General features: G+C 53.8%; 14 protein-coding genes and 2 tRNA genes. 13 read left to right on the forward strand and 3 right to left on the reverse strand.

The genetic code is table 11. The features are described 5' to 3' along the window. On the forward strand, window positions 1-363 hold a 363-nt coding region (locus K8V32_RS11650), incomplete at its 5' end, for a PKD domain-containing protein (RefSeq protein ID WP_303907571.1). Between the two features lie 19 nt (window positions 364-382). Here the strand turns inward: K8V32_RS11650 and pepN are convergent. Further along, window positions 383-2,854 carry an aminopeptidase N gene (pepN, locus tag K8V32_RS11655; RefSeq protein WP_303907574.1) on the reverse strand — a complete coding sequence of 824 codons (2,472 nt, stop codon included), beginning with the start codon at window positions 2,852-2,854 and terminating at the stop codon, window positions 383-385. Window positions 2,855-2,961: 107 nt separating this feature from the next. On the opposite strand from pepN, the gene K8V32_RS11660 reads away from it, so the two are divergent. The 4 genes from K8V32_RS11660 to K8V32_RS11675 are packed head-to-tail and all read left to right on the forward strand — an operon-like array spanning window position 2,962 to window position 6,099. Then, window positions 2,962-3,468 carry a ribose-5-phosphate isomerase gene (locus tag K8V32_RS11660; RefSeq protein WP_303907576.1) on the forward strand — a complete coding sequence of 169 codons (507 nt, stop codon included), beginning with the start codon at window positions 2,962-2,964 and terminating at the stop codon, window positions 3,466-3,468. Next, entirely contained in the window at window positions 3,468-4,337 is an 870-nt protein-coding gene (locus tag K8V32_RS11665) for an Fpg/Nei family DNA glycosylase (RefSeq protein ID WP_303907578.1), read from the forward strand. Before K8V32_RS11660 ends, K8V32_RS11665 begins: the two co-directional genes overlap by 1 nt. Window positions 4,338-4,388: 51 nt before the next feature. After that, the gene (gene lipB, locus K8V32_RS11670; protein WP_303907580.1) at window positions 4,389-5,057 is read left to right on the forward strand and encodes a lipoyl(octanoyl) transferase LipB; all 669 of its coding nucleotides are present in this window, start codon (window positions 4,389-4,391) and stop codon (window positions 5,055-5,057) included. Beyond that, the gene (locus tag K8V32_RS11675) at window positions 5,035-6,099 is read left to right on the forward strand and encodes a lipoyl synthase (protein WP_303907583.1); all 1,065 of its coding nucleotides are present in this window, start codon (window positions 5,035-5,037) and stop codon (window positions 6,097-6,099) included. The genes lipB and K8V32_RS11675 overlap by 23 nt, the downstream gene beginning before the upstream one ends. Before the next feature lie 107 nt (window positions 6,100-6,206). On the opposite strand, the gene K8V32_RS11680 is transcribed toward K8V32_RS11675, so the two are convergent. Further along, window positions 6,207-6,512 (reverse strand): hypothetical protein, encoded by a 306-nt coding sequence (locus tag K8V32_RS11680; protein ID WP_303907586.1) that lies wholly within the window; start codon window positions 6,510-6,512, stop codon window positions 6,207-6,209. Between the two features lie 304 nt (window positions 6,513-6,816). Here K8V32_RS11680 and K8V32_RS11685 point away from each other — a divergent pair. The 7 genes from K8V32_RS11685 (at window position 6,817) to K8V32_RS11715 (ending at window position 12,440) form a co-directional block, all read left to right on the forward strand. Next, window positions 6,817-6,890: transfer RNA gene (locus K8V32_RS11685), tRNA-Gly, on the forward strand. A gap of 442 nt (window positions 6,891-7,332) precedes the next feature. Further along, window positions 7,333-7,406: transfer RNA gene (locus tag K8V32_RS11690), tRNA-Pro, on the forward strand. A gap of 84 nt (window positions 7,407-7,490) precedes the next feature. Next, window positions 7,491-8,831 carry a trigger factor gene (gene tig, locus K8V32_RS11695; protein ID WP_303907589.1) on the forward strand — a complete coding sequence of 447 codons (1,341 nt, stop codon included), beginning with the start codon at window positions 7,491-7,493 and terminating at the stop codon, window positions 8,829-8,831. A 210-nt stretch (window positions 8,832-9,041) separates the two neighbouring features. Beyond that, complete coding sequence (locus K8V32_RS11700; protein WP_303907605.1) at window positions 9,042-9,638, forward strand: ATP-dependent Clp protease proteolytic subunit; 597 nt, start codon at window positions 9,042-9,044, stop codon at window positions 9,636-9,638. Between the two features lie 51 nt (window positions 9,639-9,689). After that, window positions 9,690-10,340, forward strand: coding sequence for an ATP-dependent Clp protease proteolytic subunit (locus K8V32_RS11705; RefSeq protein ID WP_303907592.1), 651 nt, complete (start codon window positions 9,690-9,692; stop codon window positions 10,338-10,340). Window positions 10,341-10,511: 171 nt separating this feature from the next. Beyond that, window positions 10,512-11,822, forward strand: coding sequence for an ATP-dependent Clp protease ATP-binding subunit ClpX (clpX, locus tag K8V32_RS11710; protein WP_303907595.1), 1,311 nt, complete (start codon window positions 10,512-10,514; stop codon window positions 11,820-11,822). A 9-nt stretch (window positions 11,823-11,831) separates the two neighbouring features. Beyond that, window positions 11,832-12,440: a mycothiol-dependent nitroreductase Rv2466c family protein gene (locus K8V32_RS11715; protein ID WP_303907597.1), complete on the forward strand. Its 609-nt coding sequence runs from the start codon at window positions 11,832-11,834 to the stop codon at window positions 12,438-12,440. A gap of 66 nt (window positions 12,441-12,506) precedes the next feature. Here K8V32_RS11715 and valS read toward each other — a convergent pair whose 3' ends face one another. Further along, window positions 12,507-15,164: a valine--tRNA ligase gene (valS, locus tag K8V32_RS11720; protein WP_303907600.1), complete on the reverse strand. Its 2,658-nt coding sequence runs from the start codon at window positions 15,162-15,164 to the stop codon at window positions 12,507-12,509. A gap of 92 nt (window positions 15,165-15,256) precedes the next feature. Between valS and K8V32_RS11725 the strand changes: the two genes are divergently transcribed. Then, complete coding sequence (locus K8V32_RS11725) at window positions 15,257-16,039, forward strand: SDR family oxidoreductase (RefSeq protein WP_303907603.1); 783 nt, start codon at window positions 15,257-15,259, stop codon at window positions 16,037-16,039. Window positions 16,040-16,047 lie beyond the last annotated feature (8 nt).

The following is a 16,047-nucleotide window of genomic DNA, read 5'->3' on the forward strand; positions in this document are numbered from 1 at the left end:
CACCAGGCCCAGACGGTCACGGAAACCATGTTTGGTCAGGAAGTCACCATCGTTGCCACGCCCATTGAATATCGATGGGACTATGGTGATGGCAATACGTTGACCACACAGACACCCGGTCGTCCAGTCGAGACATTTAACGTTGAGACTGAGACAAGCCACCAATTCACTGAGCCAGGAACCTACACCGTCACGTTGACTACAGTCTTTGAAGGAACATACCAGGTTGAGGATGGGCCCACTCAGGCCGTTAGCTCGACGGTTACCCAACAGGCAGATCCAGTGGAAATTGAAATTTGGCGAGCTGTTACGCGCAACGTAGACCAAACCTGTGGGCAGAACCCACAAGCCTGGGGGTGTTAGTTTTGCCTGAGATGGTCGTTTAGAAAGCTGCCCGCGCCGTGAGGGCTCGGCGAACGTCGTCGTGCAATTCTGTCAAAATGCGCGCCAGACCAGTGTGAGTGGTTGTAGTGGCGATGTCTCGTGTTTGTTGTGCGGTCTGCTCTGAGATCTCCCACATGGGGAATAATCCGACAGCAAAGGTCTCTGCCATTTCGAAGCTGCTGGTACCCCACAGCCCATCTACGGTGTCGAAATATTGATCAGTGTAGGGCCGTAGCAGTGACACGTCATGGACGTCGCGGAAGCCCATGACGAGGTGACGCAGCTCCAGGTTGGTGGGTTCTCCGGAAGTTATCAGCTCCCACGTGGCAGCCTTATTCTCAGGTATTGGGATCATGGCGCGCGCCTGGATGGCCGCCAAATAACCCGTAGAAGTATCATCTTCGATTTCTGCCGCATCGATTTCAGCTTCACCTGCCTCGCCCATAGCAACGAGACGTTGCAACGCAGTCCAGGCCATATCCGTAGAGACTGAAAAGCCTTCGGGGCCCCGTTTCTCTGCTAGCGCGCTGACCGTAGTGGCGTCGTCGTTACGGGCGTGACGTATGAACGCCTGGATGAGCTGGAGCTGCACATCGGAGCCAGCAGGTACCTGCTGGACCAATTGCCACAGGCGAGAAGCAAAATGGTGTCGGTATAGCGGGACTTGAGCTGTAGGAATGTATCGATCAATGGACTCGGCGACTTGGCGCATGAGCATCATGACGACTGATGAGTCAGTTTCAGATGCGATGTGGTCTAACACGAGCTCCAGGAACCAGGAGGCCGAAGCGTTGGCGTCGCGGGTCTGATCCCAGGAAGATCCCCACGCCAATGAACGTGCCAGGGAGTCGTCGATTGCGCCGAGGTGGTCGGTCAGGGTGCGAACAGAAGTGGTGTCGGCACGTAATTTTGCGTAGGTCAGATCCGCATCGTTGACTAAGACCAGTGGAGTATCGGGAATATCGAGTGTGGTGATCTCTGCGTTTAGGTCAGTTTCAACGTAGTGGGTGCGGGTGAGCTTATCACCGGTGAAGTCATAGCAGCCAATACCCACGCGGTGTTGCCGCACCGGTTGGGTTTGTGTGATGGTCAGCCCATTATGTCGTTGCCAGCTAAGAGTGTTGACTCCGGTGGAGTGTAGCCATTGGCGTGACCAGTCAGATAGGTCGCGTTCGGAGGCGTTTTCTAAGTGGCGCAACAGATCAGAGAACTCCGCGTTGCCCCACGCATGTTCAGCAAAGTACTGGCGGATACCCGTCATGAACTGGTCTTGACCCACGAGGGCAACCAGTTGGCGAAGCACCGAGGCGCCCTTGGCGTAGGTAATGCCATCAAAGTTCCCGGCTACCGCATCCAGGTCGACCATATCGGCAACCACCGGGTGGGTCGTGGTCAGTTGGTCTTGGCGGTAGGCCCAGGTCTTCTCGGTGGCGTTGAATGTGGTCCAGGCATCGGTGAACCCGGCATCAATGGCAGCAATGTGGGAGACGAATTCGGCAAAAGATTCCGACAACCAGAGATCGTCCCACCATTTCATGGTTACCAGGTTGCCAAACCACATGTGGGCCAGCTCGTGCAAGATGGTGATAGCGCGGCGCTGCACAGTGGCTTGGGGGACAGGGGACCGGAAGATATAGTCTTCCAATATGGTCACGGCTCCGATATTCTCCATGGCCCCGGCGTTGAATTCAGGAACAAAGATTTGATCGTACTTGGTGTACGGATAGGCCTGGTCGAACTGTTCTTCATAGAAGGCAAAGCCGTTTTTGGTGATACTGAAGATCTCTTCAGCATCCACGTATCTGGCAAGGGAACGACGCGACCACAATCCCAGTGCCACGGATGCATCGTGGGTATCCCAGGAGTCGTGGGCCACCTGAACATATTCGCCGGCAATCAGCGCGAACAGGTACGAGGACATAACTGGAGTGGCTGCAAATGACCAGTGGGCGACGTCGTCATTGATGGTGCACTCACCGGGTTCATTTGACACCACCTGCCAGTGGGCTGGAGCTGTAACCTGGATTTTGTAACGGGCTTTGAGATCGGGTTGATCAAACACCGGGAAGATCCGCCGTGCATCGGCCGGTGCACACTGGGAGTATAAATAGACCGCCTCATCATAGGGATCCAGGTAGCGGTGGAGGCCCTCACCAGTGGTTGAGTATTGTGCCGATGATCGCACTACCAGCACATTGTTCTCGCGCAGGTCTGGCAAATTTAGCACAGCACCGTCATAGGTCACCGGCTGACCATTGAGCTCAGCCGAAAAAACTTCGTGACCCAGCAGATCAATGTCGGTGGAATGCCCGATCGCCGTAGCCGAGACCGAGAAGTTCACGACGGTGTCGACCGTAAACACGTCGTCGTGTGTGAGATCAAAGTGCAATTCGTAGGTGTCAACTTCGAGCATTGCCGCACGCAGTTGAGCCTGGTGGCGGGTTATCGTGGTGGTGAGTGATGCAGGCACGGCGGATCCTTTCAAAACAATGTCACCATTGTTTCACGGAACACCTGCCACTTTATAACCCCGACTAAGCTTGAGTCAGCAAATTCTGTTATCTTCGAGGAGCCCATGTGCGCGTTCATATTGCCACCGACCACGCCGGTTTAGAACTAGCCCAGTATTTGATCGACAATCTGGCCGAAGCCGGCTATGACATGATCGATCATGGTCCCCAGGAATATGATGCGCTAGATGACTACCCGTCATTCTGTATCAACGCTGCGCTCGCAGTTGCTGCTGACCGTGCGGCCGGGCAGAATTCGCTGGGCATTGTGCTGGGAGGGTCCGGCAACGGTGAACAAATGGCCGCCAATAAGGTCAAGGGGATTCGTGCCGCTTTGGCCTGGAACATCTCCACGGCTCAGTTAGCACGCGAACACAATAATGCCCAGATCGTTGCTGTGGGTGGTCGTCAGCACGAACCCGCCGAAGCACTAGAAATTATCAAGGCGTTTCTGACCGCTGAATGGTCCAATGAAGAACGTCACGCCCGCCGCATTGGCCAGATTGCTGAATACGAAACCACCGGGGCACTGGATGGTTTTGCACTGGGCACCGAAGGGATTGCCAAGCCTTAATGCCAGAAGGTCACTCCATTCACCGGATTGCCCGGCATTTTGATGAGGTCTTCGTCAACCAACAGCTCAACCTGTCATCACCACAGGGGCGGTTTACCGACGGCGCAAAACTGCTAGACGGACATCGGGCCGTCGCCTCTGAGGCTTACGGCAAACACTGGTTTTTATATTTCGACAATGAGCTGGTGCTCAATGTGCACCTAGGTATGTATGGCGCTTGGACCTTCGGCGGGTCCCAGCACTCCTCGATCGGCGCACCACGCAAGATCGGCGAGCAGGAAGACCACCGGGATGCGGCCGTTGAACTCACCGAACCACGCCCGACGACTCGGGTGCGGATTATTGGAGACCACTCCTGGGCGGATTTGGTGGGAGCTTCTGTGTGCCGAACACTGACGATGGCTGAGACCCAAGACGTCATTGAGAATATCGGCCCCGATCCGCTCCGTGAAGACGCAGATCCGCAACGCTTCTACGATGTTGCTGCCAAGACTCGACGGCGCATCGGGGCAATCCTAATGGATCAAAAGACCATTGGCGGCATCGGCAATATTTACCGCGCAGAGGGGCTATTTAGACTTGACCTGCATCCGCATACCCCGTCTAATAAACTGCCCAAGGATGTCCATGAAGCCATCTGGGCCGACCAGGTGCACCTGTTGCACATTGGTGTCGAGACCGGGCGGATCATCACCACTGAACCAGAACACCGGCCCGGCGTGGCGTTGGTTGATGCCTTTCCCGAACACGCGAATTATGTCTATCAACGCCAGGGACAGCAGTGTCTAGTGTGTGGTCAGAATGCGATCATTGTGGAGGAGCTGGAAGCTCGAAAATTGTACTGGTGCACAGCCTGCCAGAAGTCTTAAACATTTCATGAAACCTTAAAGCACATCAGAAACTGTGGTTTAGTTAACTTCGTGCATGTCTTAGATTTACTTGATACCGGCCTAAAAACATACACCGAGATGGACGAAATGCAACGTGAATTGCATGCTCAGATCGCCCGCGGTGAGCATCCCAACTCATTTCTGCTTTTCGAAGCAGAATCAAGCTACACGGCCGGTCGTCACACCCGGTCTGAAGACATCATCGATCCCACACTGCCGATTATCGAAACCGATCGTGCAGGCTCCATTACCTGGCACGGCCCCGGGCAGCTCGTATGCTATCCACTGGTCAAACTTGCCGCACCGGTGGATGTCATCAAATACATTCGCGCCGTCGAAGGTGCCGTTCTGGACACCTTGCAGAACTCCTTTGATCTTGATGTTCGACGTATCGAAGGTCGAGCCGGCGTATGGATCGACAACCGCAAGATCTCCGCCATCGGGCTGAAGATCTCACAGGACGCGACGCTGCATGGCATCTCACTAAACGTCAACACTGATCCTGCCACCGCATTTTCTGGGATCATCCCGTGCGGTATCACCGACGCCACGGTGACCTCCATGGCTGAAGAAGGCATCGAAACCACCCTGGGCGCTGTGGCCGTACCGCTGGTAGCCGCCTTAGAACAACGACTTGAACCACTACTTGCACCGACAACGATTGAAGGAGACGTACATGTCTACCATCCCGCAGGCTGAAGGTCGCAAACTGCTGCGTATTGAGGCGCGCAATGCTCAAGTACCTCGCGAACCGCGCCCCGAATGGCTCAAAACCCGAGCCACCGTGGGACCCGAATATAAGAACCTCAAAGAACAGATCGCTACGACCTCGTTGAACACGGTGTGCGCTGAAGCTAACTGCCCCAATATTTATGAATGCTGGGAAGACCGCGAAGCCTCCTTCCTCATCGGTGGTGCCGTGTGCACCCGACGCTGCGGGTTCTGTGACATTGCTACCGGTAAGCCTGAGGAATACGACACCGAAGAGCCCTACCGTGTGGCTCAGACGGTCGATGAACTCGGGCTAAACTACGTCACTGTTACCGGTGTAGCACGTGACGACCTGGAAGACGGCGCTTCCTGGCTGTACGCTGAGACCGCCCGCGCCATCCACGAACGTACCCCACACACCGGGGTTGAACTGCTCGTGGACGATTTCCGCGGGGGAGATAGCGCCCTGCAGAAAATTTTCGATGCCAAACCCGAGGTCTTCGCACACAACTTGGAAACGGTGCCACGGCTGATGAAACTTATCCGCCCGGCGTTCCGGTATGAAAAATCCTTGGCATCAATCACAAAGGCGCGCGATGCCGGACTGGTCACGAAATCAAACCTGATCCTGGGGATGGGGGAGACCACCGAAGAGATCGAATCAACGATTCTTGATCTGATCAACGCTGGAACGCACATCATCACGGTTACCCAGTACCTGCGCCCATCGCCGCTGCACCACCCGGTAGATCGCTGGGTCAAACCAGCAGAATTTCTGCGGCTGCGCGACTTCGCCTACGAGCACGGTGCCAAAGCTGTCATGGCTGGGCCGCTAGTTCGTTCATCGTATCGTTCCGGCAAGCTCTATGTGGAAGCTATGCGAGCACTAGGCCGTGACATCCCAGCACAATTCAGCCACTTGACCGAAGGCGCCGACATCCCGGCCCGTCAGGAAGCTGAATCTGTCGTCTCCCGGTTCGAGGATAATAACGCCGATGTTGTTGCTATCCCAGCGGCCTCGCTTAATTAGATAAGACGTCAGAGAGTCAAAAGTCATACCGTGCTGTCAGGTACGGTATGACTTTGATCTCGAATGATTGCTCGCCCGTAGGACGGTCAATAGGGCAGTAGATCTATTTAGAACCCGTTGTTATCGCCACGGGAAAATTTATCCATCAGGTCATTGAGGTCTGATTCAGTCAGTGTGGCATCGCGTTCGATCCATGATTTATAGACCACTCGAATCATGTTGAGTTCGGGTGACAGAGTGGTATTGACCCAGTCGTCTTCTTTATAGGTCACGACTTCTTCGGGCGTGACAACGTCGACGGTGCCTTTATCAGGGTAATGGTGGATCGCTTGGATGACAGCGACCGATTGCCCACCCCGGTAGATCAGTGTTTGACCCACGTTGCGGTGATCGAGCGTTTTGGCTTCAAACATCGTTTCTTGTCCCTTGTATTTTCGTTAACTTAGTCCGGGCCAGCCAGCATGTGTTTTCAAAAGCACAAAGACAGCTGATAATCCACATCATAATGGCTACGAGAAGTCTCATAACGAGTGTGCGATATAGAGCTTAATTCTAAATGATCAAGGGATGAAAATGAACGCGCTACACCTCAATTCATCAAGAAACTTCGATAAGACAGCCGCCTGAACCTGGTTATAAGTTTTGGGAAAGAACGTGTCCCAATTTTGCATGACCGCAGCTTATAGGTTATTGTTATGTCTGTTGCCCAAGCGGTACGCGGGTGTAGCTCAATGGTAGAGCCTCTGCCTTCCAAGCAGATAGTGCGAGTTCGATTCTCGTCACCCGCTCCAAGCTCCGATTCAAACGCAGGTCGAATCGGAGCTTTTTTGGTTTTCAAAAACACCGTCGCTGTTTCAGGCTCTACGGTATCGCTGGCACCGCTGAGACGATTGCCTATTCTATCCATGGCCTTTTTAGTATGACGTGGCTCCGGAACAATACTGCCGATAACTTCCTAGACAAAAATCAGAAGAGGCTTTAGCAAAACACGGGGTCTTCGAAGCCGAAGTGATTGCGGGTCAAAGCCACAGCAAAACAGCTGTGGCTAATATCTCTTTTGAATGCAAGGCCGTTGCAATTGCGCCAAAAAATAAATAGTTTTCAGAAAAGGCTCATCTCGATTTGGACTTTCGGAAAGCTTTGTCATATAGTTATCTCTCGGCGCCATGGTGCGAGCCGCTACAGGGGTAAGACTTCAATGGCGGATAATCCAGCAGGTCAATGACCTGATCGCGGGACGTAGCTCAGCTTGGTAGAGCGCGCGCTTTGGGAGCGTGAGGTCGCAGGTTCAAATCCTGTCGTCCCGACTGCATGGTGCTGTCGGAAGCATATGATGTAATTCGGCAAGTACCGAAACCATAGAAATTCCGATTAGAATCCAGGAGTCCTACGTGGTCCAATCCACCGTTGAAAACCTCGCCCCAACACGGGTCAAACTAGAGGTTGAGGTTCCTTTCGAAGAACTCAAACCGCGTATCGATGCTACGTACAAAACACTTGCAAACCAGATTCAGGTTCCTGGCTTCCGTAAGGGCAAAGTTCCAGCACGGTTGATCGACCAGCGCGTCGGACGTGGCTTCGTTATCGAAAACGCAGTCAATGACAATCTTGATGCATTCTTCCAAGAAGCTCTTCGTGACAACGATCTGTCACCACTGACTCGTCCAGAAGTTGATGTCACTTCTGTGCCAGGTAACGAAGGTGACGAAGAAGCACCCCTGAAGTTCAACACCGAATTCGATATTCGCCCCACCGTAGAACTGCCAGACTATAAAGGCCTGGAAGTTACCGTTGAACCAGTTACCGTCAGCGAAGAACAAGAACAAAAAGTTCTCGACGATTTGCGCGAACGCTTCGCAACGCTCGTCGACGTTGATCGCCCAGCTGAAAAGGGCGACACCGTAACTATCAGTCTGAACGCAACCATTGATGATGAAGAAGTCGACACCGCCGAAGGCCTGTCCTATGAAATCGGGTCTGGCACCATGCTCGACGGTCTCGATGAAGCCCTGGAAGGTCTCTCCGCCGGTGAAGACGCGATCTTCGAAACCACCCTTGCCGGTGGCGAACACAGCGGTGAAGAAGCAACTGTTAAAGTTGTTCTAGATGCGGTCAAAGAACGCGAATTGCCAGAAGCTGATGACGACTTCGCGCAGCTAGCCTCCGAGTTCGACACCATCGATGAGCTCAAAGAAGACCTGAAGAACCAGGCCGCTGAAGAAGCCAAAACCAACCAAGGTGTCGAAGCACGCGAAAAGGCACTGGAAGAACTACTGAAGCTCGTTGAAGTTCCTGTTCCAGAAAATATGCTCACCGAGCAGGTTGAACAGCACTTCACCTCCCAGGGGCATACCGAAGGTGACGACCACGACACTGAAGAGCACCGCGAAGAAGTTACAGAAAACTTCCGCGAAGCGTTCATCAACGAAGTCGTTCTTGATGCAATCGCAGACCAGGAAGAAATTCAGGTCGAGCAGTCTGAGCTCATAGAATACATCCTCAGCTCAGCTTCCCAGTACGGTATGGATCCAAACCAATTTGCCCAGATGCTGGATCAAGCCGGCCAGGTCCCAATGATCATGGGCGAAGTTCGCCGTCGTAAAGCCCTTGCTGCTGTCCTAGCAGAAGCCAAGGTCGTAGACACTGAAGGCAACGACGTCGACCTGTCGTTCTTCCTCAACCCCGAGGGTGAAGAAGAAACCGCAGAAGAAGCAGAAGAAGATAACAACTAGGTCTTGCCCAAACGTCGAGGTCCGCTCCTACAATAGGGGGTGGACCTCGGCTATTTAAGTACAATCACGGCTGACAGCGAAAAGCGTGAGTCAACTCTGCTCAAGTTGTGTTTCGCCCAGTAATGTCGTTGACCAGAACAAGTTTGCTAAACCAATCACGCAAGTGAAGGAAGGTAGGACGTCGTGACTGACTCGTCCCACGCACCACGAATGGCCTCGGTAGATCCGGCCAGCCGTGAAGACTACATCTACAACCGCTTGCTCAAAGAGCGCATCATCTGGCTTGGATCAGAGGTCCGCGATGACAACGCCAACACCATCGCATCTCAGATGCTCCTACTGAGTGCAGAAGATCCAGAAGCTGACATCTTCTTGTACATCAACTCGCCGGGTGGATCCGTAACCGCAGGCATGGCTATCTATGACACCATGCAGCTGATCCCCAACGACGTGGTCACCGTGGCCACCGGCCTGGCCGCGTCCATGGGCCAGTTCTTGCTTTCCTCGGGCACTCCAGGCAAACGTTATGCCACCCCACACGCCCGTATTCTGATGCACCAACCTTCCGGCGGCATCGGTGGAACCGAGTCGGATATTCGCATTCAGGCACAGTTGATCATGCACATGAAACAAGTCATGTCTGAACTGACTGCTGAACAGACCGGCCAACCGGTAGAACGCATCCTCGAAGATAACGCACGTGACAAATGGTTCACGGCTGAAGAAGGCCTTGAATACGGATTCTTCGACCACATCGCTTCCGGAACCGCATCCATGGTCGGTGGCGGCGGAATCGACAAGAAATAACCGGCTGCCCAGTCGCGACACAGCATCTAATATTTTCTTCAGGAGACTTTAATGAACTTCGAAATGCCACAGGGCACACCGGCCACCCCGATGCCTTCTAACCGATACATCCTGCCGCAATTTGAAGAGCGCACACCATATGGCTTCAAACGCCAGGATCCATACGCTCGGTTGTTTGAAGACCGCATCATTTTCTTGGGTACCCAGGTCGATGACGCTTCAGCAGATGATGTCATGGCACAGCTGCTCGTGTTGGAAGCCATGGACTCGGATCGTGACATCACCCTGTACATCAACTCACCGGGTGGTTCCTTCACCGCGATGACTGCAATCTATGACACCATGCAGTTCATTCGTCCCGAAGTCCAGACCGTTGCCCTCGGACAGGCCGCTTCAGCTGCCGCCGTCCTGTTAGCCGCCGGTGCTCCAGGTAAACGCCTGGCACTGCCAAACTCACGGGTATTGATCCACCAGCCATCGATGGGTGGAGACCGCGGTACAGCAACCGATCTGCAGATTCACGCAGACGAACTGCTTCGCATTCGTACCTGGATGGAAGAAACGCTGGCAAACCACACCAACAAAACAGCAGACCAAGTTCGCGAGGACATCGACCGCGATAAATTCCTGTCGGCCGAACAGGCCAAAGAATACGGTCTCATCGACGAAGTGCTGGACTCTCGTAAGAAGACAGCACAGTAGCCCCGAGCATGTAGCGCGCGCCCTACCATGGAAGGTAGGGCGCGTTTGTTTGCACAAGTCCAATACGCCCAATGACAGCACCCAATAAAGTTATCCACGCTTGGAGCAACCTCCCGGGGAATAACCTCCTGACCATTTATGCTGGACTAGTAAGGTGCATAAGGAGATGAAATGGCTCGAATTGGAGAATCAGCAGATCTGCTGAAGTGTTCCTTTTGTGGGAAAACTCAGAAGCAGGTGCGTAAGCTCATCGCCGGACCTGGTGTTTATATTTGTGATGAGTGCATCGAGCTGTGCAACGAGATAATCGAAGAAGAACTTGCCGAGGTCACTCAGAGCAGCGAATTCGTCCTGCCCACCCCGCAAGAAATCTACGCGCACCTTGACGACTACGTCATCGGACAAGAACGAGCCAAAGCAGCACTATCAGTAGCGGTATATAACCACTACAAGCGCGTTCACGCCCAAGACAACATCAAAGCTTCAATGCGAGAAGCTTTCGGCACGGATGTCGATTTCTCGCATCTAGACGAAGTCGAAATCGGCAAGTCCAACATTATGTTGGTCGGACCGACCGGCTCAGGAAAAACATATCTGGCCCAAACTCTGGCTAGACGACTCGATGTGCCGTTCATCGTGGCCGACGCGACCTCGCTCACCGAAGCAGGCTATGTCGGTGAAGATGTGGAAAACATTCTGCTCAAACTCATTCAAGCAGCAGACAACGACGTCGCCAAAGCCGAAAAGGGCATCATCTACATTGACGAGATCGACAAAATCTCGCGAAAATCCGAGAACCCATCGATTACCCGTGATGTCTCGGGCGAAGGTGTTCAGCAATCACTGCTGAAGATTCTTGAAGGAACGGTTGCTTCGGTGCCGCCTCAAGGTGGACGCAAACATCCACACCAAGAGTTCTTAGAACTCGACACCTCCAACATCCTATTCATTGTTGCGGGTGCATTTGCTGGACTTGAAGACATCATTGACGCCCGTGCAGGACAAAAATCAATTGGTTTCGGGGCCCCACTGAAAGTCGCCGGAGATGAAGACGCACCATCATTTCTCGACGTTCAACCCGAAGATCTCATCAAGTTCGGACTCATCCCAGAATTCATCGGACGTCTGCCGGTTATCACTGCTGTAGAACATCTTGATGAACACGCCTTGATCCGGGTGCTTACTGAGCCGAAAAATGCGCTGAGCAAGCAATACCAAAAAATGTTCGCGCTCGATGGCGTGCAACTGGACTTTGACCAGGAAGCGTTAGAAGCAATTGTTGCGAAAGCTGAAGCACGGGGGACTGGTGCTCGTGGTCTGCGCTCTATCATTGAAGATGTACTGCAACCGATCATGTTCGATTTGCCATCCCGTGACGATATCGCACAAGTTACCATCACCAAGGAGACCGTTGACGGTACAGGACAACCGGTCATGGTTTCGCGAGAGGTCGCGCGCAAACGTCGCAATAAAACCGCCTAAGGAGACAGCTTGGCGCAAACAGTTAAATTTTGGTTCGACCCCGCATGCCCATTTGCATGGATTACTTCACGTTGGATCCGCGAAGTGGAACAGGTTCGCGATATCAAGGTCGATTTCGAAGTCATCTCGCTGGGAGTCTTAAATGAAAAGACTCAGGATCAAGATGATCCTGACACCAAGGCTACCTGGCAAGGAGCTCGCACCGCACTGGCAGTCCGCGAACGACACGGAGCCGAGAAAGTCAGTGAGTTCTATACCGCTGCAGGGACCCGCATTCACAACGAAGGCTACGGCATACAGCGTTATGACGACGCCTTAAAAGAAGCGCTCAAAGAAATTGGCGTCCATGATGCAAACGAAATTTTTGAAGAGTCCAAGAAAGATACTTACGATGAGGGTCTGCGCGAATCCACCAGGTGCGCACTTGAACTTGTCGGAGATGACGTTGGAACACCGATTATTGCCATCGGTGATTCCGCGTTCTTCGGCCCGGTCATGACTCGCATCCCACGCGGAGAAGAAGCCGGCAAGATCTGGGACGGTTTCGCCACGCTCGTAGAGTATCCATACTTCTACGAACTCAAGCGTGCACGCAGCACTCAGCCAGAGTTCAGCTAATCTTAGACCAACTAACAAGCCCCCGCAGGTGCCAACCCGCGGGGGCTTGTTGTATTCAGATCTGAGTTACTCAGCCGTTGCCAGCTCGACCTCGGTGAGACGCAAATCAATGATTTCGTCATCCTCACCGGTGATCGCGTCACCAACAGTAAGCTGAAGATCCGTGACATTTCCGGCGGCACGCAGATCATCGAGGCCAGCTTTCAGCTCGATGATGCGATCCTCGGTGGCCGTGATCGTCGCAGCGACCACCTCGGTACGCTGTTTCACCTTCGCATCCGACTTAGCCTTACGGATGCGGGAAATGGCGCGAGTAACGGTCGAGAGGACTTCGACGTCGCCGGTATGTGCAGCAGTGGCAATACCAGCCAGCTGGCTTTCCAGTCCTGGCCAGGCTGTTTCGTGTACCGAGCCGGAACGCCACCACGACCAGACCTCATCGGTAGCAAATGGCTGGAACGGTGCCAACAAACGCAACAATGCATCAAGCGCTGTTGCCAGGGTAGCTACAACTGAAGCCTGTTGGGCTTCACCGCGGGAACCATACGCACGGTTTTTGATCAGCTCGATGTAGTCATCGGTGAAGTGCCAGAAGAAGGTCTCGATCAGATTCAGTGTACGAGCATAGTCATACTTTTCGAATGCCCGGGTGGCCTGGACGATCGCTTCATGCAGTTGCGCCAACAGTGACTGATCCAGCGGATGAGTGATGACTGCAGCATCGTCAGCGGATGAGACGATCTTGTCTTGGGTTGCACCAAGATTCAAAGCGAACTTTGAAGCATTGAGCAGCTTGATCGCCAAACGACGACCAATTTTCATCTGGTTGACCTCATAGGCGGTGTCCGCCCCCAGGCGAGCAGAAGCAGCCCAGTAACGCACCGCATCAGCGCCGAACTCATCTAGGATGTCGGTTGGCACAACAACATTGCCCTTGGACTTGGACATCTTTTGACGCTGTGGATCCAGCACCCATCCAGACAGCGCGGTGTGCTTCCACGGTACGGTATCCTGCAGCTGGTCGGCACGAACAACGGTCGAAAACAGCCAGGTCCGGATGATGTCGTGGCCTTGTGGGCGCAGATCAAACGGGAAGACGTTGTTGAAATACTCATCGTCCTTGGACCACTGCCCAATGATCTGCGGAGTCAGCGATGAGGTCGCCCAAGTGTCTAGCACGTCGGGATCACCGGTGAAACCACCTGGCTTATCGCGTTGATCCGCGGTGAAGCCTGCTGGCACATCCTCCAACGGATCCACGGGCAGTTGCTCATCAGATGGAACAATCGGGTTCTCATAGTCTGGCTGACCTTCTTCATCCAAGCGGTACCACAGTGGAATTGCCACGCCGAAGACGCGCTGACGGGAGACCAACCAGTCGCCTGAGAGGTTTTCGACCCAGTTGGAGTACCGGGACTGCATGAAACCGGGGTGCCATTCCAGTTCGTTGCCACGTTCGATGAGCTTATTGCGCAGCTCAGCCTCGCGGCCACCATTGCGCAGGTACCACTGACGCGAGGTGACAATCTCTAGCGGCTTGTCACCTTTTTCAAAGAAGTTCACCGCGTGCATGATCTTTTTTGGTTCGCCATCGAGCAGCTCCGCTGCTTCCAGCATTTCGATGACGGCTTTTTCTGCGGAGAAGACGGTCTTACCTGCAAGCTGGGCATAGTTTTCGATCCCGCGCTCGGAGGTGATCCATTCTGGAGTTTCGCGAGCAAACCGACCGTCGCGACCGATCAGCGTGCGAGTTGGCAGTTGCAATTCGCGCCACCAGGTGATGTCGTTCTGGTCACCGAATGTACATACCATGGCGATACCAGCGCCCTTATCGGGCTGTGCCAGTTCATGCGGGTAGACCTCCACTGCAACGTCAAATAGGGGAGAGGTGACGGTCTTACCGAATAGATGCTGGTAGCGTTCGTCGTCCGGGTGTGCGACCAGTGCCGAGCATGCTGCGAGCAGTTCTGGACGGGTAGTTTCAATGAAGACTTTTGAACCATCTTCAGCAAAAAACGGGTAACGGTAGTAGGCCCCTGGAACTTCTTTGTCTTCCAACTCAGCCTGAGCAACAGCGGTCTGGAAGGTGACATCCCACATGGTGGGCGCCTCAGCATTATAGGCCTGACCGTCGGCAAGGTTTTGCAGGAATGCCCGTTGTGAAATTTCGCGTGAGTGGTCGTCAATCGTGCGGTAGCTCAAATTCCAGTCTACTGACAGACCAAGTTGGGTGAAGAGTTGTTCATAGACCACTTCGTCGTCGCGAGATTGTGCCAAGCACAGCTCGATGAAGTTCTGGCGTGAAACCACGTCCCAGTCACGGCGGTTCTTGGCCGGCTGTGCAGGTGGCTGATAGTTGGGATCATAGGCAACCGAGGTATCGGTGCGAACACCAAAGTAGTTCTGCACGCGGCGTTCAGTGGGCAGACCGTTGTCGTCCCAGCCCATGGGATAGAACACGTTTTTGCCGCACATGCGCATAAAACGGGCAATCACATCGGTTTGGGTATAGGAGAACACGTGTCCGACGTGCAACGAACCTGAGGCCGTTGGTGGCGGGGTGTCAATCGAGTACACCTGATCACGGGTAGTGTTCGGATCAAATGCATACACCCGGTTTTCTTCCCACCGGGCGCTAAATTTTTCTTCGAGTCCTTCCAGACCGACGCGATCTGGAACACTTATCGTTTTGGGCGTGTCTGTGCCCGTCGTATTTTCAGCCATGGCCACTATTGTTTCATATTCTGACACTGATCCTGGCCTCTGACGTCACCGCAAATATCGATATTTCACACGCACTGTTTTAGTGTGGTCACATGACTGCTGAACTACCTGCTGCCCTTGTCACCGGCGCGACCTCCGGGATTGGTCGTGCCACCGCTGTGCAACTTGTCCGTAACGGTTGGAAAGTATTTGCCGTCGGCCGGCGCAGGAACAATCTCGAGAGCCTCGCCACAGACTGCCAGGACCTGTCCGGATTACTGATCCCGGTAGCTGCTGATGTCACCGATGATGCTTCCGTGACGGCGCTCTATGACACGGTTGAGGCTCAGGGCGGCGTAGATACCGTATTGAATATCGCTGGTGGGGCGGTGGGAGCCGAACCCATCGCCGAGGCAGATCTGGCCGATTGGGAATGGATGATCGATACCAACGTGCTGGGCTCGCTGCGGGTCATAAAGCAATTCTTGCCCATGCTGCGAGCGCACGGTGCCGGAACCATTTTGAATCTCACTTCAACCGCCGGTGTCGTCGCATATGAAGGCGGCGCTGGCTACAATGCAGCCAAATTCGGTCAGCACGCCATGACCGGAGCTCTACGGTTGGAAGAAGCTGAACACAATATTCGCGTCATCGAAGTGCTACCCGGTTTGGTGAAGACCGATGAGTTTGCGCTGAAACGTATGCGTGGTGACGCCAGCAAAGCCGCGGATGTATATGCCGGGGTTGATAAGCCGTTGACCGCAGAAGATGTTGCCGATGTTTGCGCCTATGCGGTGAATCTTCCCCATCACATTAACCTGGATGAAATCGTGATGCGCCCGGTCAAACAGGCCGCCCAGCACAAGCTCATTCGCGATGCTCAAGACAGTGCCTAAATATTGTT

The organism is Enteractinococcus helveticum (assembly GCF_020742345.1).
Taxonomy (GTDB): domain Bacteria; phylum Actinomycetota; class Actinomycetes; order Actinomycetales; family Micrococcaceae; genus Yaniella; species Yaniella helvetica_A.

What these genes read in the sequence shown, in the direction of transcription:
- K8V32_RS11665 (WP_303907578.1), top strand. Translation starts at nt 3,468, where the DNA reads ATGCCAGAAGGTCACTCCATTCACCGGATTGCCCGGCATTTTGATGAG.
- K8V32_RS11675 (WP_303907583.1), top strand. Translation starts at nt 5,035, where the DNA reads ATGTCTACCATCCCGCAGGCTGAAGGTCGCAAACTGCTGCGTATTGAG.
- K8V32_RS11680 (WP_303907586.1), bottom strand. Translation starts at nt 6,512, where the DNA reads ATGTTTGAAGCCAAAACGCTCGATCACCGCAACGTGGGTCAAACACTG.
- K8V32_RS11700 (WP_303907605.1), top strand. Translation starts at nt 9,042, where the DNA reads ATGGCCTCGGTAGATCCGGCCAGCCGTGAAGACTACATCTACAACCGC.
- K8V32_RS11705 (WP_303907592.1), top strand. Translation starts at nt 9,690, where the DNA reads ATGAACTTCGAAATGCCACAGGGCACACCGGCCACCCCGATGCCTTCT.
- clpX (WP_303907595.1), top strand. Translation starts at nt 10,512, where the DNA reads ATGGCTCGAATTGGAGAATCAGCAGATCTGCTGAAGTGTTCCTTTTGT.
- valS (WP_303907600.1), bottom strand. Translation starts at nt 15,164, where the DNA reads ATGGCTGAAAATACGACGGGCACAGACACGCCCAAAACGATAAGTGTT.
- K8V32_RS11725 (WP_303907603.1), top strand. Translation starts at nt 15,257, where the DNA reads ATGACTGCTGAACTACCTGCTGCCCTTGTCACCGGCGCGACCTCCGGG.